Below are 25,848 nucleotides of genomic sequence, written 5' to 3'. Positions count from 1 at the left end.
GAACTTCTGGAAATCCGCGAAGCCCTTCGCCGCCAGCGTCTTCGTGATCGCAGCCGTCAGCGTCGTCTTCCCGTGATCCACGTGCCCGATCGTCCCCACGTTCACGTGGTCCTTCGTACGTTCGAACTTCTGGCGAGCCATTGAAACGCGTGCCTCCTGGAGGGTCGAACCACGACGGACGCGCGACCCAGGGCCGAGGGGTCGGGGAAAGCCCCGTTCTGTGGACCGGACCCGGGCGGCGGCCGACGTGCCACCGAGGGGCCCTGCTGTCTGACACGAAAGCGCCGCACGCGGAACCGCTCCGCGTCGCGGCGCATCGCTCTCGATGCGACCGGGCCGGAATCACCGGCGCCGGAGCACCACCTCGGGTCGTCGCCGGAGTTCAGGGCCAGGGCCCTCGGCCGGTGACGACCGTCCGGATTCGAATGGAGCCCTCGAGCAGACTCGAACTGCTGACCGCTTGCTTACCATGCAAGTGCTCTACCTGCTGAGCTACGAGGGCTCCCGACTCCTTCCGACCCGCGCGGCGCCGTGCGGGTCCGTTCTTCCTGCACGCCGGGCTCGAGCCTCGACGTCTCGACTGGAGCGGGAAACGGGATTCGAACCCGCGACCCTCAGCTTGGAAGGCTGATGCTCTGCCAACTGAGCTATTCCCGCTCTCATCCGTCCCGGGTCGTGGCCCGGCCGCTCACCACCGGGCGCGCCCGACCGGATGGGGGTGCGCCGCGCGGTGGTGGTCGGGGCGGGAGTCGTTCCTCGACTCGTCGCGCCGACCGTCTCGTTTCGTCTTCGTCCGGTCCGGGGCGGTCCGTCGACCCGGCACGAGATGCGCTGGTGGGGAGGGGAGGATTCGAACCTCCGAAGCGTAACGCAACAGATTTACAGTCTGCCCCCTTTGACCACTCGGGAACCTCCCCACGGGTCCCGTCGTCCGCGGTCGCCGTGGCGGCGCCACACGGCACGGGAGCGTACACTCATAACAACGCGCGTCGGCGGGCGCCACCCGCCTCCGGACGGTTCACCGGCGGCCGGACCGGCCGGCGCGATCCATCTGGAGCTGGCGAAGGGACTCGAACCCCCAACCCTCTCATTACAAGTGAGACGCTCTACCGATTGAGCTACGCCAGCGGTCGTCGTTCGTTCCCGGAGCCCGCAGATCCGGCCCGACCCACGGCGCGCGAGCCCGGCGCTGCGCCACCCATCGCGGCGGCGCGCTGAGCCTGGGCTCGAATCTGTCGTGGATTCCGCACTCCCGTGCTCCGGACCGCGGGGGCCGACCGGTTCACCGATCCGCTCGATCCGCGCGGACCGGGAAGATTAGTCCAGAGCGCCCACCGGGTCAAGAGGCGGCGGATCCCGCCGGTCGCACCCGTGCTCCGTCGGGCCCGTCCTCGATCACGTATCCGCGAGCGTGCACCTCGTCGCGCAGCGAGTCCGCCAGTCCGAAATCCTTCTCCTCGCGGGCTTTAGTCCTTCGACGGACCATTTCGAGGATCTCGGGCGGGACCTCCGCGGCCTCCGGCCGCACGTCCTCGAACAACCCGATGGCGTCGAGACTGCCGCGAAGCACCGCGAGGACGCGCCGGGTCGGACCGGCATCGAGCTCGGCGGGCGAGAGACGGGCGATCAGCGGGTTCACCGTGCGCACGAGCTCGAACAGACCCGCCATCGCGGCCTCGGCGTTGAAGTCGTCGCACAACCCCTCGACGAAGGCCTGCTCGGCACGGTCGGCGGCCTCCTCCATGTCGACCCCGGCGCTCGTCGTGATCCCGGGCTCGATCCCCGATCCGAGTTCCTCGTCCGCACTCAGCTCCTCGAGCTGCAACAGCGCCCGCCGCATGCGGTCGTAGGCCGACGCCGCCTCCTCCACGCGCTCGCGGCTGAACTCCATCTGGTTGCGGAAGTGACCGCGCAGCAGGTAGTAGCGCACGATGTCGGGATCGAAGGCACCGAGGACGTCCTCGACCGAGAAGAAGTGCCCCGTGCTCTTGGCCATCTTCTGCCCGTCGAGGGTCAGCAGCCCGTTGTGCATCCAGTAGCGCACGAACTCCCCACCCAGCGAGCAGCTCTGGGCCAGCTCGTTCTCGTGGTGCGGGAAGATGAGGTCGCGCCCACCGCCGTGGAAGTCGAAGGTCTCGCCCAGGTACTTGGTGCTCATGACCGAGCACTCGATGTGCCACCCGGGGCGCCCCGGACCCCAGGGACTGTCCCAGGCGGGTTCGCCCTCCTTCGCCGCCTTCCACAGGGCGAAGTCCAGGGGATCGCGCTTGCTCTCGTCCAGGTCCTTGCGCACGGCGTTGATCATGTCGTCGACGTTGCGCCGGCTCAGGCGGCCGTACTCCGGATAGCTGCGCACGTCGAACCACACGCTCCCGCCGGCGGCGTAGGCGTGGCCGGCGTCGATCAGGCGCTGGATGTAGGCGATGATGTCGTCGACGTGCTCGGTCACCCGCGGGTACAGGTGCGCGCGCTGGATGTTCAGCGCGTCGGAGGCCTCCAGGAACAGATCGATGTTCTTCTGGGCGAGTTCCTCGGCCGTCATGCCCATCTCGGCGGCCCGCACGATGATCTTGTCGTCGATGTCGGTGAAGTTCTGGACGTGGAAGACTTCCCAGCCCAGGAACTGGAGGGTCCGCCGCACCAGATCGGCCGCCACGAAGGCCAGCATGTGGCCCATGTGCGGCGGTCCCTGCACGGTCATCCCGCACACGTACATGGTCACGCGGTCGGGATCGAGGGGCGCGAAGTCCTCCTTCTTGCCCGTGAAGTGGTCGTGGACCCGCAGGGTGGGCCGGGTGGTGGTGTCGGTCACGTCGCGCTCCCCCTCGCGAAGGCCCGGCGGCACAGGCGATCGCAGAGTTCGTCGAAGTCGATGCCGGCGTGGGCGGCGCCCATGGGCAACAGGCTGGTTCCCGTCATGCCCGGGATCGTGTTGACCTCGAGCAGGTACGGCCGGTGGTCGTGGTCCATGCGGAAGTCGATCCGCGCCATGTCGCGCAGGTGCAGCGCACGATACAGATCCAGCGCGTGCGAGGCCACCGCCTCGGCCACCGGTGCGGGCAGATCGGCCGGGCAGTCGTACTCGGTGCGCCCGGCGGTGTACTTGTTCGTGTAGTCGTAGAAGCCCTCGCGCGGGCGGATCTCGATGACCCCGTAGGACTCGTCCCACAGCAGGGGAACGGTCAGCTCGTGGCCCTCGACGTAGGGCTCGAGCATGAAGCGCACGCCGGGCAGGTCGCGTTCGCGCCAGGCGGCGACCGCGGTGTCGGCATCGGCGCAGAGGGTGACGCCGACCGCCGAGCCCTCGCCGGTGGGCTTCAGGACGACCCTTCCCCCGAGATCCTCGGCCGCGGCCCGGACCTCGTCGTCGGCGGCGTCGGGAGCGAGGACGTGCTCGGGCGTCGTCGGCACCCCGCATTCCCGCGCGATCTGCTTCGTCCAGATCTTGTCCATGGCGACGGCACTCGGCCCCGGTCCGCTGCCCACGTAGCACACCCCGGCCAGTTCCAGGGCCGCCTGCACCCGGCCGTCCTCGCCGGCGCCGCCGTGCAGGGCGACGAAGACCACGTCGGCGCCGTCGACGGCCCCGAGCAGCGGACCGAGCGCGGCGTCGGTCAGCACGGCGCGGCGCACGCGATGCCCGCGCCGGTCGAGGGCATCGGCCACGGCGGTGCCGGTGTCGAGGGACACCTCGTGCTCGCGGGTGCCGCCGCCCATGAGCACGGTCACGGCGAGCGGCGCGGTCATGCCGTGTCCTCCGCGGCCACCAGGACCACGGCGTGGGCGGTGATCGCCTCGCCCCGCCCCTCCGGGCCCAGCCCCTCGCCGCGGGTCGCCTTCACCGACACGCGCCCGACGTCGATCCCGAGGTCCTCGGCGATGTTCGCGCGCATGGTCTCGACGTGCGGGGCCAGGCGGGGTGCCTCGGCCATGACCGTGGAGTCGACGTTCACCACCGCGTAGCCGGCGCCGCGCACGCGGTCGCGGACCGAGCGCAGGAAGTCGCGGCTGTCGCGGCCGGCGTGGGCGGGGTCGGTGTCGGCGAAGTGGCGGCCGATGTCGCCGTCGGCGATCGCGCCGAGCAACGCGTCGCAGATCGCGTGCAGCAGGGCGTCGGCGTCGCTGTGGCCGACCAGTCCGTGCGTGTGCTCGATCTCGACGCCGCCCAGAACGAGACGACGGCCGGCCTCGAGACGGTGCCGGTCGATGCCCTGCCCCACGCGGATCACGTCTTCTTCCTCCGGCGACGCGGGAGCTCGGGCAGGGGGGTCACCGTGGCCGGAGGCGCGAGCAGCCGCAGGGCGTGTTCGAGGTCCTCCTGCGAGGTGATCTTCACGTTCGTCGCGTCGCCCTCGACCACGGCCACCGGACGCCCCGTCCGGCGGACCACACCGGCGTCGTCGGTGAAGTCGTCGCGGCGGGTACGGGCGAAGGCCGCCTCGATCACCTCGCGGGCGAAGGCCTGCGGGGTCTGCACCGCGCGGATGCGATCGCGCTCGAGATAGCGGCGCAGACCGCCGTCGGCGAAGAGTTCGACCACCGAGTCGCTCACCGGCACGGCGGGGACGGCCGCGCCGACGTCGCGGGCCGCACGCAGGACGCGGCGGATCAGCTTCGGAGATGCGAAGGGCCGCGCGGCGTCGTGGATCAGGACGTAGCGGCACGAGTCGGGAAGCGCGGCGACGCCGTTGCGCGACGACCGGTTGCGCGTGACCCCACCGCCGATCACGTCGACCAGCCGCGGAACGTCGTCCAGCTCCTCGCGCACGGCCTCGATCGCGTCCTCGGGAACCACCACGATCACCCCGCCGATCTCACGCAGGGCGCACAGCCCGTCGACCGCGTGGCGCAGGACACTGCGCCCCCCGGCCTCGCGGAACTGCTTGCGGCCGCCGGCTCGCAGACCCTCGCCGGCGGCCAGGACCAACCCGATCGTACCCGGCCCTCGGCTGCGCTTCGCGTTCACGGGGTCCCTCCTGCCGTGGTCGCCCCGGCCCAGGCCGCGCGGATGGCGTCGCGTACCGTCGACACGGCGATTCCCTCGATCCCTTGGATCCGCGGCACCGATCCGGGATCATGGGCCGCGACCAGGGCCCGCCGGAAGCCGTGCGCGCGTGCTTCCTCCAATCGAAGGTCGAGCTGACCCACGCGTCGCAGTTCGCCCGTCAGACCGACCTCGCCGAGGGCGATCAGGTCCGAGGGCAGCGGCACCTCCCTGAGGCTCGACGCCATGGCGAGTAGCAGGGACAGGTCGGCCGCCGGGTCGTTCAGGCGCAGGCCACCGGCCACCTTGACGTACACGTCGTTGCCGATCAACTGCACGTCGCCGCGCGCCTCCAGGATCGCGGCCAGCTGGGCCACCCGCTTCGTGTCGATGCCGGTGACCACGCGCGTGGGGGTTCCGTACTGACTGCTCACGAGCAACGCCTGGACCTCCACCAACAACGGGCGGGTCCCCGAGACGATGCAGCTCACGGCCGAGCCGGTCTCTCCCTGCCGGCGTCCCGACAGGAACAGCGCACTGGCGTCACGAACGGGTCGGAGCCCCGTCGACGTCATCTCGAGCACGGCCAGCTCGCCGGTACGCCCGAAGCGGTTCTTGAACGCCCGGACCATGCGCACCGAGTCCTCGTCCTGCGGCTCGAAATACAGGACGGTGTCGACCAGGTGCTCCAACACCCGCGGGCCGGCGAGGTCTCCGTCCTTGGTCACGTGGCCCACGACGACCACCGCACAGCCCGTGGTCCGTGCGAAGTCGGCGAGCAGGCTGCCACAGGTGCGGATCTGCGACACCAGACCCGGCGTCGAGTCGTGTTCCTCCGAGATCACCGTCTGGATGGAGTCGACGACGAGCAGAGCGGGTGGATCGTCGTACAGACCGGGGAGCACGCGCTCGAGCACCGGCTGTTCGACCAGCAGGAACGCGTCGTGGGTCGCGCCCAGACGTTCGGCCCGGGCACGGACCTGGGCGCCCGACTCCTCGGCGCTGAGATAGACCACCGACTCGCCGCGACGGGCGAGCTGTCCGCAGATCATGGTCAGCAGGGTGGACTTGCCCACGCCCGGCGCGCCGCCGAGCAGCAGCAGGCTGCCCGGGACCAGACCACCGCCGAGCACCCGCGAGAACTCCTCGGGTTCGATGGGACGGCGCTCGAAGGCCGCACGCGGAACCCGGTCGATCGGCGTCGGCCGGGACAACGGGCGCGACGAGTCCCCGCGACGACCGGCCCGGCGCCGCCCCGGTGCGCCGTCCCCCTCCGGGGGCTCCACACGGGTCTCCTGCAGGCTGTTCCACGCCCCGCACGACGGGCATCGGCCCATCCAACGGAGCTCGACGTGCTCGCACTCCGAGCACTGGAAGCGGCGGGTGTCCTTGGCCATGGTTCCTCCTCCGTCCCGCCCGGCGGGACACGCGGGGGAGGCGTGGGTGTGGAGGCGTGACCCGGCGTGGGAACGATCGCGCCGGGTCGGGCAGCATACGACCGAACTAGAAGATCTTCACCGTCAGATAGCGCTGGGGATTGCGCTGCAGGTCCTCCACCAGGAAGCGTAGCTGCCGCAGACTCTCGACGAGGTCCTCGCCGGCCTGTTCGTCGTGGATCATCCGCCCGGCGGCACCTTTCTGCTCGTTCAACGCGGTCAGGACCTCCTCGGTGCCGTCGAGAACGCCCGCCATCTGGTGGGCGAGCGAGTCGAGGGTCGTGCTGGCGCGCGCCAGCCCTTCGATTCCCTCGCCGAGCTCCTCGTCGTTCTCATCGAGGAATGACCCCATGCGCTCGGCGAGGTCGGCCATGCTCGTGGCGGCGCGGCGCATGTCGCTGCGGTTCTCCTCGAGCACGTCGGTGGCGGTCTCGGCCGCGCGGGCGGTGTTCTCGAGCGTCCGCACGAGGACCTGGTCCTCCTGCAGGCTCACCACGAGATCCTCGGTGCGGTCGAGGAACTGCACGACACGCTCGTTCATGGTCTCGAGGGTCCCCACCATGTCGGTCGAGGAGGGCTGGTACACGCCCTCGAACACGCGGTCCTCGAGGTCGACGGGCGTGCCCGTTCCCGGTTCCACGGCGACCATCCGTTCCCCCATGATCCCGGCCGACCCCAGACGGATCTCTGCGTCGTCGCGCACCGTCACGCTGCCGGGCAGACGCAGCGTGACCAGGACGCCGTCGTCGGCGAGGTCGACACCGATCACCTTGCCCAGATCCATCCCCCGGACCTCGACCGGATCGCCGGCCCCGAGCCCCCCGACCTTCTCGAAGCGCACCTTCATCCGCTGGTAGGACGAGCCGATCTGGTAGTTCTGGAACCACATGAGACCGAAGATCAGCACGAACAGGGCCGCGATCAGCGCCAGCCCGACCTGGATCTCGGTACCTCGTCGCGTCATCGTCTTCCCCCGTTCCCTTCGACCCGGCGGCGCGGCCTCGATCGGCCGCCCCCCCGGATCAGTTGCACTCGAGCGAGCCCTCGCTGTTCCCGTCGATGAACTGACGGATCGGACCGTCCGTGGACGAGCGTGCCTCGTCGGCGGTTCCCTCGAAACACACGCACCCGTCGTTGAGAAGGGTGAATCGCTCCCCCACGGTGAACGCGCTGGTCATGTCGTGCGTGACCACCAGCGAGGTCACGCCCAGTTCGTCGTCGAGCCGCCGGATCATACGGTTGATCGCGTCGCTGGTGATCGGGTCGAGGCCGGTGGTCGGCTCGTCGTAGAGGATGTAGTCGGGTTCGGTCACGATCGCCCGCGCCAGGCTGGCGCGCTTGCGCATCCCACCCGAGAGCGCCGACGGGAGCTTCGAACCCACGTCGACCAGCTCCACCGTGGCCAGCGCCTCCTCGGCGCGCCGGCGGATCTCGCCGTCGGACAGCTTCGTGTGCTCCTGCAGTCCGAGCCCCACGTTCTCGAGAATGGTCATCGAGTCGAACAGCGCGCCGCCCTGGAACACCATGCTGAACCGTCGCCGCAGCTGGTACAGCTCCTCGCGCCGCATGCGCGTGACCTCCTGCCCGTCGACCACGATCGATCCGGCGTCGGCCTCGAGCAGACCCACCAACAGCTTCAGCAGCACGCTCTTGCCCTGCCCGCTGCGGCCCAGGATCACCCGCTGCTCGCCACGCTCGATGCGCAGATCGATGCCGTCGAGCACGACGTTGTCGTCGAAGCGTTTGTGCAGTCCCTGGATGACGATTCCCTGGCTCATCGCACCCCGCTCATCCGAAGAGCACCTGGAAGATCACCGCGGCCAGCACGTAGTCGGTCACCAGGACCAGCAACGACGACATCACCACGGCGCGCATGGCCGCCTCCCCCACACCGGCCGCGCCGCCCCGCGCGTGGAAGCCGTGCACGCAGCCCGACAGCGCGATGATCGCTCCGAAGCACAGCGCCTTGATCAGCCCGCCCCACAGGTCCTGCGTCTCGAACAGGAAGCGCAAACCGTCGCTGAAGGTCTTCGACGTGACATCGAGCGTGAACACCGCCACGAAGAAGCCCCCGCCGATGGCGATCGCGTTGGAGAAGATCGTCAGCACCGGGAGCATGATGCAGGCGGCGACGAAACGCGGCAGGGCCAGGTAGCGGGTCGGATCGATCGCCATCATCTCGAGGGCGTCGATCTGTTCGGTGACCCGCATCGTCCCCAACTCCGCGGCGATGCTCGCGCCCACACGCGCCCCGACCACGAGTGCCGTGAGCACCGGCCCCAGTTCCAGCAGGACACTCTTGGCCACCACCGTTCCCAGGAAACGGATCGGGACGTAGTCCTGGAACTGGTAGTGGGCCTGGATCGTGGCGACGGCACCGGTGAAGATCGAGGTCACCAGGACCAGCGGAATCGAGCCGTTCCCGATGATGCGCATCTGGTGGAGGACGAGGTGGATACTCTTCGGCAACGCCACGAAGGCGCGCACGATGCGAGCCAGCAGTACGCCCACCCGGCCGAGGTCGGTGAGGGTTCCGAGGAACGACGCGCCGAGGCGCTCGAAGAGGATCCACATGATGGGCGGCAGTATGGACGCGCGATCGATCGACGGCAACGCGACAACCTCCGGAACTCGCTCGACCGGTACGCGTTCGACGGCCGACCCGCCGTGTCCGCACCCGATCACACTCCGTTCCCCGGACACCCGCCGAGGCGAGGTCGACCCGTGCCCACCCTGATCCTCCTCGTCGCGACGGGTCTCCTGCTGATCACCGGATCCGCGCTGGGGGAACCCGATCCCCGGTCGGTGGGCGCTTCCCCCACCGTCGCCCGCCTGGACGGCGTGATCCTGGAACGGGGCTGGAACGATCCACCCGAGCGCAGTCCGGGAGGCCCGGCCGCGAGCGAGGGCTTCGAGCGCATCGCCGGCGCCGGAGCGACGGCCGTGGCCGTGGACGTGGTCGCGCTCGTCGCACGCGCCGACAGCCCCTTCCTCGACACACCGGCGACCCCTCGCTCCGTCGAGGTGGAACGTCTGCGCTGGTCCGTCGACCGCGCCCACGCACTCGGGCTCCGGCTGGTCCTCCGACTTCGGGTCGATCGCCTGGACGGCGGCCCCCGTGGCCGGGTCGCCATGCACGACGACGCGGCGTGGTCGAAGTTCTTCGGCCGGCTCCGGGCCTGGTGCAGCCGTTGGGCGACGACGGCCGACGACGTCGGGGTCGATCTGCTCGTGCTCCCCTCGGCCCTGAGCGCGACCACGCACCGCGAGGCGGACTGGCGCCGTCTGGTGGCGACCGTCCGTGCTCGCTATGACGGTCTCCTCACGCTCGGCGCGGGCTCGATCGACGAGGTCGAGCGGATCGACTTCTGGGACGAGTTCGACCTGATCGGGATCGAACTCGACGAGCCGGTCTCACGTCCGGGCGACGACGATCCCGATCCCCGACCCCGACCGTCGGTGTGGTCGGCCACCGACGAGGACAGCGTGGCCGTCGACGAGATCGCCCGCGCCCTCGCGCCGCGTCTCGAACTGCTGGCCGAGACCGCGCGACGATGGCGCAGACCCGTGGTGCTGACCGCAGCCGGATACCGGTCGGTCGACCGGGCCTGGCGCGTCGTACGGGGACCGGCGGACCGCTTCGCGCCGCCCGACGAGCGCGACCAGGCGCGCGCGATCGCCGGCACGCTACGCGCCCTCGACCGGACCGGGGCGACGGGGTGGACCCGGGGCGTCCTGTGGCACGCCTACGACCTCGCGACCGGCGACGATGCCGACCTCCGTCGGCGGTGGGCGCGGAGCTCCTCGGTGCGCGACAAGCGCGCCTTCGCCGTGCTGACTTCGGCGTGGACCCGGGGCGGTGGCGCCCACCGCGTGCTCGGTCGTGGCGGAGCGGCGGTCAGCGCCGACTCGGCGGTGACCCGCATCGGGATCGAGATCCTTCGCGAGGGGGGCACCGCGGCCGACGCCGCGGTCGCCATGGCCTTCGCCCTGTGCGTGGTCCGTCCCGACGTCGCGGGACTCGGGGGTGGCGGATCCGCGGTCGTCCACGACGCGCGTGACATGTCGACGCGATCGTTCGACTTCGGACTGCGCGCACCGCTCGCCGCGCACGAATTCTTCTTCGACGAACTCGAGGCCGAGGGTCTGACCGCGGCGGCATCACGCGGGCCTCTCGCGGCGGCGATCCCGGGAACCGTGCCCGGACTGCAACGGATCCACGACCGGTACGGTGCGCTGGCCTGGCCCAGCCTTCTCCGCCCGGCGCTCGAGGCGGCCGCACGGGGCGCGGCCGTGCGTACCGGCACCGCGCGTGCGCTGGCCGGCGAGCGTGCCCGTCTCCAGGCCTTCGAATCGACGCGCAGGACCTATCTGCCGGACGGCCGCCTGGTCCAGGCCGGGGAACGACTCGTCCGCCCGGATCTGGCCGAGACCCTGCTGGCGCTGGGTCGCGAGGGTGCCGGCGTCTGGTCGAGAGGCCGGATCGGAAGGTCGGTGGTCGACGACGTCCGACGCGCCGGCGGAATCTGGTCGATCGAGGACCTGCGCGCCTATCGCGTCCGGGAGCGCGAAGCCGTTCGCTGGCCGTTGAGCCGGGACGGGCGCGTCGTGCTCCACACCGCGACGCCCCCGGGCGAATCCGCCCTGGTCCTGCCCTGGACCTGGACCCTGCTCGACGCCCAGCGCGCCGACCACGCGGACCCGGCCGGAGCCGACCGCGCCCGCGCCTGGATCGAGGCGCTGCGGCTCGTCACACCGGCGGCGCGCGACCACGTCGGCGATCCATCGGTGATGCCCGTCCCGTTGCGCGAACTGCTGTCGCACTCCGACCTGGCGCGGCTCACGCGGCGCCTGCCCCGGGCCGGCACCATCGGACCGGCACCCCGGACCGAAGCACCCGATCCGCGCCGGGAGCGCGGCGCGACGCACCTGGCCGTCGTCGACGCCGCCGGCCACGCGGTCGCGATGACCCTCGAACTGAACGGTCGCTTCGGCGCCGCCTGGATCGCGCCGGGGACCGGAGTCGGACTGAACGACGGCATGCTGCGCTTCGACACGGCCGCCGACCCCACGTCGGCACCCACCCGCCCGGACCGTGTCCGGCCCGGCGCCGCCATCCGCACGGCGTCGACACCGGGGATCACCACCCGCGACGGCCACGTGTGGCTGGCCCTCGCCGCCACGGGCGCTGCCGACGCCCCGGCCGCCGCCGCCCAGGTCCTGCACCGGCGCCTCGCCGACGCCTGGCCCCTCGACCGGGCCGTCGCCGCGCCACGGATCGGACTCGCCGGTTCCGCCGTCACCTTCGAGTCCGACCGTGTCCCGCCCGGATGGGTCCGCGCCGTCCAGCGCCTCGGGTATCGGATCGAGCCCTCGGACGGAACGGCCAGGGTCGTCGGACTCGAACGCGCGGCCGACGGCGCGTTGCAGGCGGTGGCCGATCCCCGGGAACGAGGACTGGCGCGCACCGTGGACTGATCCCGTTGCGACCCGTGGTCCCCCGCGGCCGACGGCCGTGGTACAATCTCCACCCGGTACCACGATCGACGATCCGAACGATGCAGGAGCGCGTCATGCGCATCAGCGAGCACTCCACCGACAGCGTGACCATTCTCGAACTGCTCACGCCTCTGACCGGTGACTTCTCCCAGCAGCTCTTCGTCCCGCAGATCGAGAATCTGCTGGAGGAGGGCCGGCGCCACTTCGTCTTCGACATGACCGAGTTGGCGTGGATCAACAGCACCGGCATCGGCCTGCTCGTGGGCGCGCGCCGCAAGATCGAGGACGCTGGCGGACGCGCGGTCCTGGCCGGCGTGAACGACCGGGTGAAGGACATCCTGAAGGTCGTCGGTCTGCTCGCGATGTGGGACGTCTATCCCGATCCCCGACGCGCCGTGGCCTCCTTCGACGGCCCTGCCCACGGTACCCGGGCCGAGGAGTCGGCGGGTTGAGCGCCAGCGATCCCGTCTCCGGACTCCTGCCCGACGACCTCGACCGCATCCGCCGCGCCCTGAACACCGCCGGCCCCATCCTGAGCCGCTACGCCGGCGACGGTGCACGGGTCGATCACAAGGCGGGCGGTGACCCCGTGACGGAGGCCGACCTGGCGGTCGACGCCGTCCTGCGCGAACAGCTCTTGCGCGAGGGCGAGGGCTGGCTCAGCGAGGAGACGGCCGACGACCTCTCACGCCTCGACCACTCCCGCGTGTGGATCGTCGACCCTCTCGACGGCACGAAGGAGTTCGTGCAGGGCATTCCCGAGTGGTGCGTGAGCGTCGGACTGACCATCGACGGCGAAGCCGTGGCCGGCGGGATCTTCAATCCCGTGAGCGGACTGCACGTGGTCGGGGCCGTGGGTCAGGGCTGCTGGAGCGCGGGATCTCCGTGCCACGTGCGCGATGGCGACAGCCTGGAAGGGATCGAGGTCCTGGCCAGCCGCAGCGAGACGAAGCGCGGCGAGTGGGACGACTTCACCGACGCCGAGTTCACGGTCACCCCGACCGGCTCGGTAGCCTTCAAGTTCGCCATGGTCGCAGCCGGCGAGACCGACGCCACGTGGACGCTCGTGCCGAAGAGTGAGTGGGACGTGGCCGCGGGCGTGGCCCTGGTGCGAGCGGCCGGCGGCGACGTCGTGCTGAAGAACGGTCAGCCGCCACGCTTCAATCGTGAGAGCGTGCTCTTCCCCGGGCTGGTCGCGGCCGGACCACAGCGGCTGCACACCATCCGCACACGCCTCGGCGTCTGAACTCCCGGCACGAGCACCGCGGATCCGTCCGCGGTCTTGCGGAGGTCGGCCCACGACGGTCCCTGTCGTCGATCCGGGCGGCGTTCCCCCTCGCTCGTACCGGTCCGCGCGGGCGGCGACCCTACCCCTCTCCCCCAGCGTGCGCAGACGGATCGGCCGCCAGGTTGCTGAAGCGCGTGTACTGGCGGTCGAAGAACAACTTCACGGTTCCGATCGACCCGTTGCGGTGCTTGCCCAGGATGAGCTCGGCGATGTTCTGGACGTCGGGGTTCTCGGGTTCGTAGACTTCCTGCCGGTAGACGAACATGACCAGATCGGCGTCCTGCTCGATCGCTCCGGATTCGCGCAGGTCACTGAGCATGGGCCGGTTGCCGGTGCGACTCTCGACGGCGCGCGACAACTGACTGAGCGCGACCACCGGCACGTCGAGGTCCTTGGCCAGACCTTTGAGCGAACGGCTGATGGTGCTGATCTCCTGCTGCCGGTTCTCGATCCGCGAACCCGCGTTGATCAGCTGCAGGTAGTCGACCACCAGCAGCTTCACGCCGTGGTACTGCACCATACGACGTGCCTTGCTCCGCAGCTCGAGCAGCGAGATCGACGAGGTGTCGTCGATGTACAGCGATGTGTTCGTCAGGTTGCTCAGGGCCTGGGTGAGGCGCGGCCAGTCCGTTTCGCGCAGCTTGCCCGTGCGCACGGCGTGGTTGTCCAGGCGGCCCTCGCTCGAGATCAGCCGCATGCACAGCTGCTCGCTGCTCATCTCCAGACTGAACACGCCGACCGGCGCGTCGAACTGGTGCGCGGCGTTGAAGGCGAGGTTGAGCGCGAAGCTCGTCTTGCCCATGGCCGGGCGTCCGGCCACGATGATCAGGTCGCTGCGCTGGAGACCGCCGGTCATGCGGTCGAGATCGGCGAAACCGGTCTGCACGCCGGTGATCTTGTCCTTGTTCTGGAAGGCCTTCTGGATGTGTTCGAAGGTCTCGCCCGCGAGCTCCTTCAGTGGGCGGAACGACCGCGCCTCGGTCTTCGAGGACAGTTCGAAGAGTTCCTGCTGGGCGCGGTCGAGCAGGGTGTCGGCCGGAGTCGCCACGTCGTAGGCCTCGCGGCTGACCTCGTGGCTCACGCGGATGAGTTCCCGCAGCCGGGCGCGCTCGCTGACCACACGCGCGTGGTACAGGACGTTGGCGGGACTGCTGCCCACGTCGAGCAGTTCGTCGACGAACGACGGGCCGCCGTACTCGGCCAGCACGCCCATCTTGTCGAGTTCGACGGCCACGGCGACGGCGTCGATGGGTTCGCCACGCGCGGTGAGGCCTTCACAGCACTTGAACACCGCACGGTGTCGCGGCGCGTGGAAATCCGCCGCCGTGAGGAGTCCGGCGGCCTCGCCCATCGCGTCCTGGCTTCGCAGGCAGGCGCTCAGCACCGCTCGTTCGGCTTCGAGCGAGTGCGGAGCCGGCCGATCGGTGGGCAGGCCGGGGCCAGGACCACGCTCGGTTCGGACTTGGAGGCGAGGTTCGGTCAATCGACGTCTCCCGTCGGACTCCTCACGACTGCAACCACGTTCGGACGCCCCGAAACGTCGCACACGTGGATCCACGCTGCCAACGGTGCCGCGGACAAAACGGGGGACGACGTTGGGACCGACTGGTGAGGATTTCGGGGATAACTTCTCTAAGCACTGTCACCATCGACGCTTGGCGATGCCCTACCGGCGCTCTCCGCGACCAGTTCGTCGTGCAGGGCACGGAGCTTCTGCACGTCCTCCCAGGTCGGCCGCTTCCACTGGGAATTGCGCAACAACGCCGCCGGGTGGTAGGTGACGATCATCGGAATGCCGTTGTAGTCGTGCACCGTTCCGCGCAGGCGACCCAGCGCGCTGGTCGTTCGCAGCAGCGTCTGGGCGGCGTGCTTGCCGAGCGCACAGATCACCCGCGGCTGGATGACGTCGAGCTGGGCCAGCAGGTAGGGCTCGCAGTGACCGACTTCGTCGGGCAAGGGATCGCGGTTGTTCGGCGGACGGCACTTGAGAACGTTGGCGATGTAGACGTCGTCGCGTTCGAAACCGATGGCAGCGAGGATCTTCGTCAACAGCTGTCCGGCGCGACCGACGAAGGGCTCGCCCTTCAGGTCTTCGTCACGCCCGGGGGCCTCGCCCACGAACACGACGTTCGCATCGGGATTGCCGACGCCGAACACGGTCCGGGTCCGCGACGAGTGCAACACGCACTTCGTGCAGATCGAAACCTGTGTCCGGTCGAGTGCGGCCAGTGCTTCGGCCTTGCGCGCCCGAGCGTCCGGATCGGGCGGCGCGACCTGCGCGGCGGGACGCAGGGGGGCGGGCGGCTCGGGAGGACCCGACGGCTCGGCCGGGACGGCCTGCGCCGCCGTGTCCGCGGCCTCGGCGGCGGTGCGCAGCACCGCGGGCGCCGGACGGGGCTCGAACCACACACGCTGGTGGCCGGCCTCGGCCTGCTGCGCCAACCAACGGCGGAGGTCGTCGCGGGGATCGCTCATGGGGATTCCGACTCAGGTCGTGGGATCGAGGAGACGCGCCACACGGTCGACGACGACGCGCGCGAGCTCGGCCTTGGAACCGCGCTCGGTCCACCGGCCCTCGCCGTCGGCAGAGTAGAGAAACAGACGATTCGTGTCGCCCCCGAATCCCTCGCCCTCGACGTCGGCGCGGTTGCCGCAGACCAGATCGAGCTTCTTGCGCCCGAGTTTGCCACGCACCTGCTCCTCGACCGCGGCATCGTCGCCGGTCTCGAGCGCGAACCCCACGAGCACCTGGCCACCGCGCTTCGACGCGCCGAGCGCGGCGAGGAGATCGGGCGTGGCCTCGAGCCGGAGTTCGGGCGTGCCGGTCTCCTTCTTGAGCTTGGCCGACGCGGGATCCTTCGCACGCCAGTCGCTGACCGCAGCGTTCATGATCACCGCGTCGGCGGACGGCGCGTGGGCCTCGAGGCGCTCTCCGAGATCGTCGACCGTGACGAAGCGCTCGACCTCGACGCCCTGCGGCGGCGGGAGTTCGGTGGGTCCGAGCAGGAGGACCACCCGTGCCCCGCGATCACGGGCGGCCTCGGCCAGAGCGATGCCGGTCCGTCCGCTGGCGTGGTTGCCGATCCATCGTACCGCGTCGACGGGTTCGCGCGTGCCACCCGCGGTGACCAGCACGGTGCGCCCGGACAAGGGCCCGGGCGCGAGACGGGCGAGCGCGTGGGAGGCCACGACCTCGGGCTCGGCCAGGCGGCCCTCGGCCACCGTCCCGCACGCCAGGTAGCCGCTCCCGGGATCGATCACCTCGACGCCGCGGCCACGCAGACGTTCGAGATTCTCCTGGTTGGGCGGGTTGCGCCACATCTGGTCGTTCATCGCCGGTGCGACCACGATCGGGGCCGTGCTCGCGGTGGCCAGCGTGCTGCAGAGATCGTCGGCCAGGCCGTGCGCCATCTTCGCCAGGAAGTTCGCCGTGGCCGGCGCCACGAGCAGCAGGTCGCAGTCCTGGGCCCAGTGGATGTGATCGAGGGGATCCTCTCCGCCCTCGCCCCACAGCGAGGTCCCGACGGGAAGACCACTCAGCGCCTGGAAGGTGAGCGGAGTGACGAAGCGCTGCGCGCTGGCCGTCATGGCGACCTGCACGTGACACCCGGCGTCGACCAGGCGACGGACGATGGTGCAGGCCTTGTAGGCGGCGATCCCACCCGTGACCAGGAGCAGGACACGACGACCCCGTCCGGTCCCGGACGGGGTCGTGTCGACGTCGTGCGGAGTCGGGGTCACGTCACTCCTCTTCGCCGCCGCCCTCGACCGCTTCGGCAGCGCCGCCGAGCATCGACTCGGCATCGGACAGCATGGCTTCGGAGCGCTCCTGCTCGCGGCGCTCGCGGGCGTCGTAGTACTCGATACCCTGCGAGGTCAGCTTGTCGACCGCCATGGTGGTGATCTTGAGGTCGGTGGTCTCCTCGCGCGCCCGCATCGAGTCGTTCAGGCGGCGGCACTCCAGGGCCAGCACCCGGATCGCCTCGTACTTGTTCGCGATCCGCGAGGTCACCTCACGACGGGGAATGTAGGTCATGCACGCGTCTCCTGGTCGAATCGTGGGACAGCGCTCCGCGGGGGCGGCGCGCGGTTCGCGGCAAGAATCGAAGGTAGGTCCCCCTGCCGGCCGCCGCAAGCGCGGCTCAGTCGACGGGCCGCCGCGCGTGACGCTCCCGTCGCAGTCGCTCGGCCCGCAGGATCGCGCGGAGATCGTCGCGCGCGCGCTCCAGATCGTCGTTCACGACCCAGTAGCGGTAGTGCTCCGCCCGAGGGATCTCCTCGCGAGCGTTGGCCAGGCGGCGGCTGACGGTGGCCTCGTCGTCGGTCCCGCGTCCGCGCAGGCGTTGTTCGAGCACCTCCAGATCCGGTGGGAACACGAAGACCGAGCACACGGACAGGTCGCCGAAGCGTTCGATGACCTCGACGCCGCCCTGGACATCGATGTCGAGAACGGGGATCCGTCCCTCGCGGGCCACGGCCTCGAGCTCGGAGATCAGCGTGCCGTAGAGACGGCCGTGCACCTCGGCCCACTCCACGAATTCGCCCGCCTCGCGCCGGCGCTCGAACTCGTCGCGCGCGACGAAATGGTAGTCGCGGCCGTCGACCTCCCCGTGGCGTGGCGGACGCGTGGTGCAGCTCACCGAGAACCCGAGGCGCGTGTCCTCGGCCAGCAGGCCCCGGTACAGGCTGGTCTTGCCGGCGCCGGAGGGCCCGGTCACGAGCAACAGGAAAGAGGTCCCGAGGTCCAAGCGCCTACTCCAGGTTCTGGATCTGCTCGCGGATGTTCTCGATCTCTTCCTTCATCCGTACGACCGCGTCGGTGATGGTCAGGTCGCTGCTCTTGCTCCCGGTGGTGTTCACCTCACGGTGCATCTCCTGCAGCAGGAAACCGAGGCGCTTGGCGGTCGGCCCCTCGCCCGCGATGGTCTCGCGGAACTGCGAGAGGTGGCTCTCCATGCGCTCCAGTTCCTCGTGGACGGTGGCCTTGTCGACCAGGAGCACGACCTCGGCGGCCAGACGCTGGGGATCGACCTGGTCCTTGGCGCCCATGCGTTCCAGGCGTTCCTCGAGGCGACGGCGCAACTCTGCGGGGACCTCCTGGGCGCGTTCGCTCACGGCCTGCACGTGCCGCTCGATGCGGTCGACGCGCGCGCTGAGATCGTCGCGCAGCTTCGCGCCCTCGGCCGCGCGCATGGTCTGGTAGTCGTCGAGCGCCTGGTCGAAGGCCCGGTCGAGCAACGGACGCAGGATCTCTTCGGGCAGATCCTTCTCGCGCACGACGAAGGCGCGGTCGATCTGGGCGAGATCGCTCACGCTCAGGTCGTCGCGCACTCCGTGTGCCCGGGCGATCCGTCGGGCCTCGACCACGAAGGCCTTCACGAAGGGCTCGTGGAAGGTCACCTCGAGCTGCGGCGTGGTCTGCTCGAACTCGAGGGTCACGCTGAGACGCCCGCGGTCGACGACCTCCTGCAGGCGTTGGCGGATCTCGGTCTCGAACGACGCGAAGGCGTCGGGCAGGCGCATGACCACGTCGAGGAAGCGGTGGTTCACCGACCGGATCTCCACGCGCAGTTCGTTCGTGCCGTCGTGGGCGCGCCCGTGCCCGATTCCAGTCATGCTCCTCATGGTCACCTCGTGGAGGGGTCCGCGATCGACCGGCCCCAGGATGGAGCCGCCCGGCCCGGCCGGCAAGCGGGGAAGTCGCCGGCTCGCCTACGAGCGGGCCAGCGGCTTGCCCGCGAGCGGGCCGCCGTCTAGCTTCGCCGCATGGAGACGCGCGTGGATCCTCCCCATCGATGGCTCGACGGTCTGGCCGAGGCGCTGACCGACACCTTGTCGGGTGCCCGCGTCGAAGGGGCGATCAGCGGACCCGGGTGGGTGTCGGTCCGAATCGGCGGACGCTTCGTGTGGATGGTGGCCCAGGGCGGTGAACGAATGGCCTGGCTGACCGATCGCCCTCTGCCCCGCCGCTTCCTCGAACTGCTCGGCCGCCACGCCCGCAGTCCCTTCCCCGCCCATCTCGGCGACCGGGTGCTGACGGGCGCCGAAGTTCTCGAGACCGACGACGGCCAGGTCGACGGCCTGCGTCTCGAACTCGGCCCGGCGCCACCGCTGCACCTCGACGTGCGCTTCTTCCCGCGGCCCGGCGGGATCTGGCTGACCGGAGCGGCGGGCGAGGACCTCGCGCGCCAGGGGCGCATGGACGACCGTCCCCTGCGTCCCCGGCCGCCCCGACCCGACTCCGACTTCGACCCGGACGAACACCGCGACCGCTGCGAAGCCACGCTCCGGGCGCGCCTGCTCCAGCAGACCGCCCGCACCCTGCGTCAGCGCACCGACCAGGCCGCGAAACGCGCCCAACGACGCGTATGGCAGCTCGAGGGCGACCTCGACGACGCCCGCCGCGACCAGGGCATCCGCGCGAGGGCCGATCTGCTCGCGGCGAACCTCCATCGGGTGGACGCCGGCCGTGACCACGTCGACCTCACCGACTTCGACGGCGAGACGGTGCGCCTCGTCCTCGATCCCTCGCGCCCGCCCGCAGCCAATCTGGATCGTTGGTACAAGAGGGCCGCGCGCGCCGAGCGGAAACTGGAACAGGTGGAGCGGCGGCTGCACGAGCAGCGGACCGAGCTGACCACGCTGGTGGAACGCCGCGCTGCGCTCGAAGAGCTCGACGCCGGGGCCGACCTCGACGCGTGGCTCGACTTCGCCGCTGCCCACGAACTCGACCCGGTCCCGAAGGCACCGAAACCCGCGAGCGAACGCGGGAAACGCCCGGCGGAACGGCTGCCCTACTGGAGCTTCGAGCTCGACGGCTGGGAGTTGCGCGTGGGGCGCAGCGCGCGCGACAACGACGAACTGTTGAAGCATCACGCCCACAACCGCGACCTGTGGCTGCACGCCCAGGGCGTCCCGGGCAGCCACGTGATCCTGCGCAGCGGTGGCCGTGACCTGCCGCGGCGGTTGATCGCCCGGGTCGCGCAGGTGGCCGCGCACTACAGCCGGGCGAAGACCTCGTCGACGGTTCCCGTCCTGGTGTGCGAACGCCGCCACGTCCGCAAGCCGCGCAAGGCGGCACCCGGCGAGGTCGTCGCCGACCGCGCCGAGACCGTCTTCGTGGAACCAGGGATCCCGTCGGGCTGCGAACGCCGCGACGGTGACTAGCGGAAGCGCGAGGCGCAGTCCTCCAGCCCGATGTGCTCGATCACCGCGCTGCGGGTGTCGGCGTCGTAGCGCACGCACACCGGTCCGGGTTGCTCTTCCTTGAACTCGTGGACGTGCTTGCCGCCATTCATGCGCAGACGCGTGCTGGCGAAGATCATGGTCTTCACCCAGAGGAACGACGCCCGCCGCTGGATGTTCAGCTTCTTGCGCAGCACGTACTCGCGCTTGCGCGAGCGGCTGGCCTGACGCTGGTACAGGAAGAGGCGTTGCTCGAGGGCTTCGCGTTCCTTCGCGCCGATCCGGCCGAGCCTTCCCTGGATCATGGGCAGGTACTTGCGGCGGAACTCCACGAGCTGCTCCTGGTACTTCTTGCGATCGCGGGTCAGGAGTTTGAGCGCGCGGTTCTGCTCGGGCGCCTCGCCCAGCGTGATGATCGTGGTGACCTCTTCGCGCGATCCGACCTCGTCGGCCACCACGCGTCCGCCGGCCCGCCAGTGACCTCCGACGATGCGTCCGGTCTCGGCCATGAGGTCGCCGTGGACCTCGCCCTCGCACCACAACAGCTCGCGCCGCGCGTCGAGCCGGCCACCGCAGTGGATCGCCGTCTCCCGCGCGAAACCGATCGACAGGTCGCCGGCGCAGGTCACCACCGCGTCGCCCTTGCCCATGACGCCCTTGTCGATGGTGATGCTCTTCTTCGACTCGACGCGCGCGTTCTCGACGGGACCACCGATGATCACGGTCCCGCTGCCGGCCACCGTGAACTTCGGCGCCACGGAATTGCGCACCTGCACCGCGCCCTCGAAGTCGATCGAGCCGGAGGAGAAGTCCACCTCGTCGACGATCAGCACCTCGCTCACGAGGACCTTGCCGCGGTAGAACTCCACCATGCCCGGACGCGCTGCGCACACCAGGGACGCATCGCGCTCGTCGCGACGGACAGTCTCGTCGAGTTCGATCTCGGCCTCGGAGCCCGGGTGGGCCTTGACGGTGTTGCCGACCACGTCGGTCCCGGGCTGGCCCCGGCTGGGCGGATGGATCTTCAGGATCGGCTGGCCCTCGCACACGCTGACCTTCGTGTGGTGGTAGTGGTCCACGCGTCCGTCGGGCATCTTGAGCGCGCGCGACTCGAAGAAGTCTCCCAGCCACTCCAGTCGCCCGTCTTCGCCGGGAACGGCCTCGGCGCCGCGCGCGACGACGACCGCGGTCGCCTTCGACTCGGAACCGGTCGCCTCGATCACGGCCTGGTCCACGGCGTCCTTGTCGACGTCGACCAGACGGTGCTCGTCGCGCAGGTATTCCACGATCGCCGACGGGTCGGGGGTCGGCGCGCCCATGAGCGGAGGCAGCGTCAGGGTCGCCGTCATCCGGTCCTCGGAGATCTGGACCGAGAGACCGTCGGCGAGAGGGTCGGGTTCGGGATCGGTGGCGGCCGGCGGGTCTGCGGCGGCCGACGGGTCGGGGATCGACGGGTCGGCGGCCGGCGGGTCTGCGGCGGTCGAGATGGCTTTCTCCGTGGCGTCGATCACGTCGTCGGCAGGCCCTGCCCCGTCGGTGGAAGGAGCTTCCGTCGTGCCGAGGGGCGCCGGATCCGCGTCGTCGGTGGTGACGCCACCCGGGAGGTCGTGGAGGTCTTCGCGCGAGGTCATGGTCTCCGCCGCGCGGGGGCCGGGAATCGACCCGTGGCGCGGTCCTCGTCCGGAATGCAGGTGCTGTGCCCCGATCCCGGACGGACCCTCGGGAAGGAGTCCTCGCGCGCCGGCGGACCGTCAGTCCGGACAGCGCGGTCCACGCCGCCGCATGCCACGCTCGAAGCGTGTGACTTCGGCGCGGTCGAGCCACTCCATGAGCGGCACGACATACTTGCGCGAGGCGCCGGTCCATTCCTTCACGTGCCCGATCTCGAGCGCATCCTCGTGTTCGAAGTGTTCGCCCACGCGACGGGCGAGCTCGTCGAGCCGATCGCGGTGGACGAGCAGGCGGCCCTCGAGCCGGATCACGCGGCCCGAGTCCACCAGCAGGCGCAGGGCCGGTTGTTCGAGGTCTTTCGGCGCGGCCTCGAACAGTGGCTCGGCCCGCTGGACGCGCGACTCCATGTGGGCCACGGCTTCGCGCTGGGCTTCGTCGAGCGGCGGCTCCGCGGTGTCGGCACGGACACGATCGCCGCGCACGAACACGGGGTGTTCCCTGGCCCACACCGCGAGCACACGGGCGAAGTCGTGGGAGCTCCCGGTGTGTCCGAGGAACTGCCGCAACTCCTCGCGCGGGAGTCCCACGGTCATGGGCGCCGACTCCTGATGGGCCCGGAGCCTCTCCAGGGCACGCTCCGCGGCTCCGTCGAAGGCAGCGGCGTCGACGACGCGTCCCGCGACCCGGCGTCGACGACCGGCCTCGACCTCGGCCTCGATCGCCGCCTTCGCATCGGCGGGGTCGTGGCCCAACATGGCCAGCCGGTCGAGGACCTCCGACTCGGGACGACCCCACGCGGCCGGTTCGGCCACGAAGGCCCAGGCGTTCCCGCCGCCCGACTCGAGGGCTTCGAGTCGTTCCAGGGTCCGGGCACGGCGTTCCCCCTTGCGGCCCTGGGGATCGAGGACCACGCCGCCGGCGGCGGTGATCATCGGGGAGTAGGTCCGCACGACGAGTCGGTCGCCCGGCCGCGCGATGATCGGTTCCTCGAGGAGCAGCCGGACCAAGCGTGAATCCCCCGGCCCGAACGGGCCCTCGCCCTCCAGCGGATCGATGCGTCCGATCACTCCCCGCGCGGCGTGGTGGACGTGCACCCGCGCCCGCGGGCGCATGCGCGCTGCCAGCTCGGGATCCTCGACCGCGGTGAGTCGCGCCCCGACGATCGTACTCGCCGCCCACGGCCCCGGTGTGACGAGCTGGTCACCGCGTTCGAGGTCCTCCTTCTTCACACCGTGCACCGACAACGCGATGCGCTCGCCCGCACCCGCGCGCGGGACGGTCGCACCGTGACTCTGCACGTCGCGGACGCGGACGTCGGTGCCCTGCGGCAAGAGCTTCAGCGTATCGCCCGGCTCGACCGTGCCCGACCACGCCGTGCCCGTGACCACGACCCCCGTCCCCCGCAGCACGAACACGCGATCGACCGGCAACCGGAAGTGCCCCGCACGCGAGCGGACCGGCGCTGCCCTCGCGACCTCCTCGAGGGTTGAACGCAGCGTGTCCACACCCTCCTTCGTCTGTCCACTCACCCGCACGATCGGCGCGCCCTCGAGGAAGCTGCCCTCGACCAGTTCCTTGACCTCTTCCTCGACCACGTCGGCGAGGTCGGGATCGGCCATGTCCATCTTCGTGAGCACGATCAGGCCCGCCGGCACGCCCAGCATGCGCAGCACGTCGAAGTGCTCGCGTGTCTGCGGCATGACGCCTTCGTCGGCAGCGACCAGGAGCATGGCCAGATCCATCCCGCCCGCACCCGAGACCATCTGCCGCACGAAACGCTCGTGACCCGGCACGTCGACGATCCCCAGGCGCAGATCGTCGGCCAGATCGAGGTGCGCGAAGCCGAGTTCGATCGAGATCCCGCGGCGGTGTTCTTCCTCGAGCCGGTCGGTGTCGGTGCCCGTGAGCGCGCCGATCAGGGTGGTCTTCCCGTGATCGACGTGGCCGGCGGTGCCGAGGATGAGCGTGCGCGGTGTGGTCATGTCGTGTGGCGGCGGAGGGATGGGCGGTCAGGTGGGTGGGTGAGTCGGTGAGTGGGCCTTGGCGCGAAGATAGGAGGGTTGGGTGCGGGCGTCGAGGGTGCTTGGGGTTGGAGCGGGGTCGGGGGATGGGGGATGGGGTGGTGGGAGTCGGGGCGGTGGCGCCGGGGCGGTGGGCGTTGGGGTGGTGGCGCCGGGGCGTTGGGCGTTGGGGCGGTGGCGCTGGGGGATGGCGGTTGGGAGTTGGGGCGTTGGGGGTTTGGGGATGTTCCGCGATGGAACAGGGAGCGTCGCAGGGGCTGTGGCGCCGGGTCGTGCTGGGAAGACTGTGGATGTTCCGTGTCGCAACGGTGGAACGTGCGCGGCGTCGCCCGCCTGGTCGCGCCGGAGCGCGACTCCGCAACAAGCATCCACAGCTTTGTTCGCGAGGGGCTTGACAGGGTTTTCGTGGGCGGGATTTCGGTGTTGTGGGGTCGTGTGTAGAACCGGGCCCCTGGGGCGCTGATCCGCCCCGTCGTGGTTGTTGGTCGTCGTGGTGGAGTGATCCGCCGTCTCGATGTCGCGCTGTACATCCTGGGCTCTGTCAGGGCGTCGCGAAACAGGGTGTACAATGCCTTCGAGCCGCCTCCCCGGAGGTTCGAAGACATGCAGGTGATCGAGCGGTTGGAGTCGTTGCGTCGGTCCGAACACGCGGCGACGGTGGCGTTGATTTCGGTCCTGGTCGAGTGCCAGCGCACGCGGACGCACGTCGATGCAGGGTATCGATCGGTGTTCCAGTTGTTGGTCGAGCGGTTGCGGTACTCGCCGGCCGCGGCGTCTCGTCGGTTCGCGGCGATGCGGTGTGCGGTGCGGTGTCCCGTGGTGATCGAGATGTTGCGCGATCATCGCACGAGTCTCAGCGCTCTTGCGAAGATGGCGCCGGTGTTGGAGGAGGCATCCGATCCCGCGGCTTTGTTGCAGTCGATCGACGGTCGTTCGCCGCGTGAGGTCGAGTCGATCGTGGCTGGCGTTCGGCCGGTCGAGAAGCCAGCGGAACGCGTGAAGCCGGTCGCGGTGAAGAAGAGTTCCGCGCCGTCGGCCGAGGTGGGGATGTTCTGTGGAAGTTCCGCGTCGCAAGCGGGCGGCGGTTCCACTACGGAAGTGGCACCGGGCGTGAGTGCTCCTGCGTCAAGAGTCGCTGGACGCGATCGGCCGCGCGGTGCGGACTCCGGCCGTTCCGCTCCGGAAGCGAGGACCTCGGCCCCTGCGACGACCCCCGAGCCCACCGTCGAATCCCGCATGGCCCTCTCGTTCACACTCACCGCCGAGGACCACGCTGCCTTCGAGCGCGCCCGCGCGAAGCTGTCGCGGACGAAGCCGCAGGCGATGTCGATGGAGGACGCGCTGAACGCCCTGGTCCACTTCTACCTGGACCACGACGGGCCGAAACCGCGGAGGAAGAACGCCGAACCCGCGAAGCCGCAGAATCCGACCCGCCACATCCCTCGTGCCACCCGCGACCAGGTCTTCGACCGCGACGGCCACCGTTGCACCTACGTCGCGCCCGATGGCACGCGCTGCACCGCCACCCACGACCTCCAGGTCGACCACGTCCGGCCCTTCGCCCTGGGTGGAACCCACGAACCCGACAACCTTCGTGTGCTGTGCGGGGCGCACAATCGTCGGCGCGCGGAGCAGACCTTTGGATCGCGACCGATCGCGAACGCGGTCCCGGGGGACGTCGCGGCCGATCCGGTCGGTGCGTCGTGATCGGGGTGGGGCGTGACCTTCGGACGCCGTCGCGTCCGGGGCGAAGCGCACGGCGCC

General features: G+C 70.4%; 22 protein-coding genes and 4 tRNA genes. 5 read left to right on the top strand and 21 right to left on the bottom strand.

Translation table 11 applies throughout. The features are described from left to right. The 13 genes from VKA86_18440 to VKA86_18380 form a co-directional block, all read right to left on the bottom strand. A partial coding sequence (locus VKA86_18440; protein HKK73184.1) for a GTP-binding protein occupies positions 1–141 on the bottom strand: 141 nt, incomplete at its 3' end. A gap of 285 nt (positions 142–426) precedes the next feature. Further along, positions 427–502 (bottom strand) — tRNA-Thr (locus VKA86_18435). Positions 503–581: 79 nt separating this feature from the next. Beyond that, positions 582–657: transfer RNA gene (locus tag VKA86_18430), tRNA-Gly, on the bottom strand. 175 nt (positions 658–832) lie between these two features. Continuing rightward, positions 833–917: transfer RNA gene (locus VKA86_18425), tRNA-Tyr, on the bottom strand. A 135-nt stretch (positions 918–1,052) separates the two neighbouring features. Further along, positions 1,053–1,128 (bottom strand) — tRNA-Thr (locus tag VKA86_18420). Positions 1,129–1,339: 211 nt separating this feature from the next. Next, a complete protein-coding gene (gene cysS / locus VKA86_18415; protein ID HKK73183.1) occupies positions 1,340–2,812 on the bottom strand; it encodes a cysteine--tRNA ligase in 1,473 nt (490 codons plus the stop codon). Then, positions 2,809–3,747 (bottom strand): D-alanine--D-alanine ligase, encoded by a 939-nt coding sequence (locus tag VKA86_18410; protein HKK73182.1) that lies wholly within the window; start codon positions 3,745–3,747, stop codon positions 2,809–2,811. Before VKA86_18410 ends, cysS begins: the two co-directional genes overlap by 4 nt. After that, the gene (gene ispF, locus VKA86_18405) at positions 3,744–4,226 is read right to left on the bottom strand and encodes a 2-C-methyl-D-erythritol 2,4-cyclodiphosphate synthase (GenBank protein HKK73181.1); all 483 of its coding nucleotides are present in this window, start codon (positions 4,224–4,226) and stop codon (positions 3,744–3,746) included. Before ispF ends, VKA86_18410 begins: the two co-directional genes overlap by 4 nt. Beyond that, the gene (gene ispD, locus VKA86_18400) at positions 4,226–4,966 is read right to left on the bottom strand and encodes a 2-C-methyl-D-erythritol 4-phosphate cytidylyltransferase (GenBank protein ID HKK73180.1); all 741 of its coding nucleotides are present in this window, start codon (positions 4,964–4,966) and stop codon (positions 4,226–4,228) included. Before ispD ends, ispF begins: the two co-directional genes overlap by 1 nt. Then, positions 4,963–6,381 carry a DNA repair protein RadA gene (gene radA, locus VKA86_18395; protein HKK73179.1) on the bottom strand — a complete coding sequence of 473 codons (1,419 nt, stop codon included), beginning with the start codon at positions 6,379–6,381 and terminating at the stop codon, positions 4,963–4,965. The genes ispD and radA overlap by 4 nt, the downstream gene beginning before the upstream one ends. A gap of 106 nt (positions 6,382–6,487) precedes the next feature. Then, positions 6,488–7,384 (bottom strand): MlaD family protein, encoded by an 897-nt coding sequence (locus VKA86_18390; GenBank protein ID HKK73178.1) that lies wholly within the window; start codon positions 7,382–7,384, stop codon positions 6,488–6,490. Between the two features lie 58 nt (positions 7,385–7,442). Beyond that, complete coding sequence (locus VKA86_18385; GenBank protein ID HKK73177.1) at positions 7,443–8,198, bottom strand: ATP-binding cassette domain-containing protein; 756 nt, start codon at positions 8,196–8,198, stop codon at positions 7,443–7,445. Between the two features lie 10 nt (positions 8,199–8,208). Beyond that, entirely contained in the window at positions 8,209–9,033 is an 825-nt protein-coding gene (locus tag VKA86_18380; protein ID HKK73176.1) for an ABC transporter permease, read from the bottom strand. A 111-nt stretch (positions 9,034–9,144) separates the two neighbouring features. Between VKA86_18380 and VKA86_18375 the strand changes: the two genes are divergently transcribed. The 3 genes from VKA86_18375 (at position 9,145) to VKA86_18365 (ending at position 13,165) form a co-directional block, all read left to right on the top strand. Beyond that, positions 9,145–11,898: a gamma-glutamyltransferase gene (locus tag VKA86_18375; protein HKK73175.1), complete on the top strand. Its 2,754-nt coding sequence runs from the start codon at positions 9,145–9,147 to the stop codon at positions 11,896–11,898. Between the two features lie 80 nt (positions 11,899–11,978). Further along, positions 11,979–12,371, top strand: a complete 393-nt coding sequence (locus tag VKA86_18370) for an STAS domain-containing protein (protein ID HKK73174.1) — start codon at positions 11,979–11,981, stop codon at positions 12,369–12,371. Beyond that, positions 12,368–13,165 carry a 3'(2'),5'-bisphosphate nucleotidase CysQ gene (locus tag VKA86_18365; GenBank protein ID HKK73173.1) on the top strand — a complete coding sequence of 266 codons (798 nt, stop codon included), beginning with the start codon at positions 12,368–12,370 and terminating at the stop codon, positions 13,163–13,165. The genes VKA86_18370 and VKA86_18365 overlap by 4 nt, the downstream gene beginning before the upstream one ends. Positions 13,166–13,286: 121 nt before the next feature. On the opposite strand, the gene dnaB is transcribed toward VKA86_18365, so the two are convergent. The 6 genes from dnaB to VKA86_18335 form a co-directional block, all read right to left on the bottom strand. After that, positions 13,287–14,690 (bottom strand): replicative DNA helicase, encoded by a 1,404-nt coding sequence (gene dnaB, locus VKA86_18360; protein ID HKK73172.1) that lies wholly within the window; start codon positions 14,688–14,690, stop codon positions 13,287–13,289. A gap of 149 nt (positions 14,691–14,839) precedes the next feature. Beyond that, positions 14,840–15,682 carry a uracil-DNA glycosylase gene (locus tag VKA86_18355; protein HKK73171.1) on the bottom strand — a complete coding sequence of 281 codons (843 nt, stop codon included), beginning with the start codon at positions 15,680–15,682 and terminating at the stop codon, positions 14,840–14,842. Positions 15,683–15,694: 12 nt separating this feature from the next. Further along, a complete protein-coding gene (gene coaBC, locus VKA86_18350) occupies positions 15,695–16,948 on the bottom strand; it encodes a bifunctional phosphopantothenoylcysteine decarboxylase/phosphopantothenate--cysteine ligase CoaBC (GenBank protein HKK73170.1) in 1,254 nt (417 codons plus the stop codon). A gap of 1 nt (position 16,949) precedes the next feature. After that, positions 16,950–17,243: a hypothetical protein gene (locus VKA86_18345; protein ID HKK73169.1), complete on the bottom strand. Its 294-nt coding sequence runs from the start codon at positions 17,241–17,243 to the stop codon at positions 16,950–16,952. Positions 17,244–17,349: 106 nt separating this feature from the next. Then, on the bottom strand, positions 17,350–17,955 hold the full coding sequence (gene gmk, locus VKA86_18340) for a guanylate kinase (protein HKK73168.1): 606 nt from the start codon (positions 17,953–17,955) through the stop codon (positions 17,350–17,352). A gap of 4 nt (positions 17,956–17,959) precedes the next feature. Beyond that, positions 17,960–18,832 carry a YicC/YloC family endoribonuclease gene (locus VKA86_18335; GenBank protein HKK73167.1) on the bottom strand — a complete coding sequence of 291 codons (873 nt, stop codon included), beginning with the start codon at positions 18,830–18,832 and terminating at the stop codon, positions 17,960–17,962. Between the two features lie 153 nt (positions 18,833–18,985). Here VKA86_18335 and VKA86_18330 point away from each other — a divergent pair, with 153 nt between their 5' ends. Beyond that, positions 18,986–20,374 carry an NFACT RNA binding domain-containing protein gene (locus VKA86_18330; protein ID HKK73166.1) on the top strand — a complete coding sequence of 463 codons (1,389 nt, stop codon included), beginning with the start codon at positions 18,986–18,988 and terminating at the stop codon, positions 20,372–20,374. On the opposite strand, the gene VKA86_18325 is transcribed toward VKA86_18330, so the two are convergent. Together VKA86_18325 and selB are read right to left on the bottom strand one after the other, a co-directional pair. Then, entirely contained in the window at positions 20,371–22,023 is a 1,653-nt protein-coding gene (locus VKA86_18325; protein HKK73165.1) for a FapA family protein, read from the bottom strand. The genes VKA86_18330 and VKA86_18325 overlap by 4 nt on opposite strands. A gap of 120 nt (positions 22,024–22,143) precedes the next feature. Beyond that, positions 22,144–24,045 (bottom strand): selenocysteine-specific translation elongation factor, encoded by a 1,902-nt coding sequence (selB, locus tag VKA86_18320; GenBank protein HKK73164.1) that lies wholly within the window; start codon positions 24,043–24,045, stop codon positions 22,144–22,146. A gap of 1,275 nt (positions 24,046–25,320) precedes the next feature. Here selB and VKA86_18315 point away from each other — a divergent pair. Beyond that, positions 25,321–25,791, top strand: coding sequence for an HNH endonuclease signature motif containing protein (locus VKA86_18315; protein HKK73163.1), 471 nt, complete (start codon positions 25,321–25,323; stop codon positions 25,789–25,791). Positions 25,792–25,848: the final 57 nt, after the last annotated feature.

This window comes from Candidatus Krumholzibacteriia bacterium, assembly GCA_035268685.1.
In the GTDB taxonomy this organism is placed as follows: domain Bacteria; phylum Krumholzibacteriota; class Krumholzibacteriia; order JAJRXK01; family JAJRXK01; genus JAJRXK01.
This window is presented reverse-complemented; position numbering and strand designations above follow the sequence as displayed.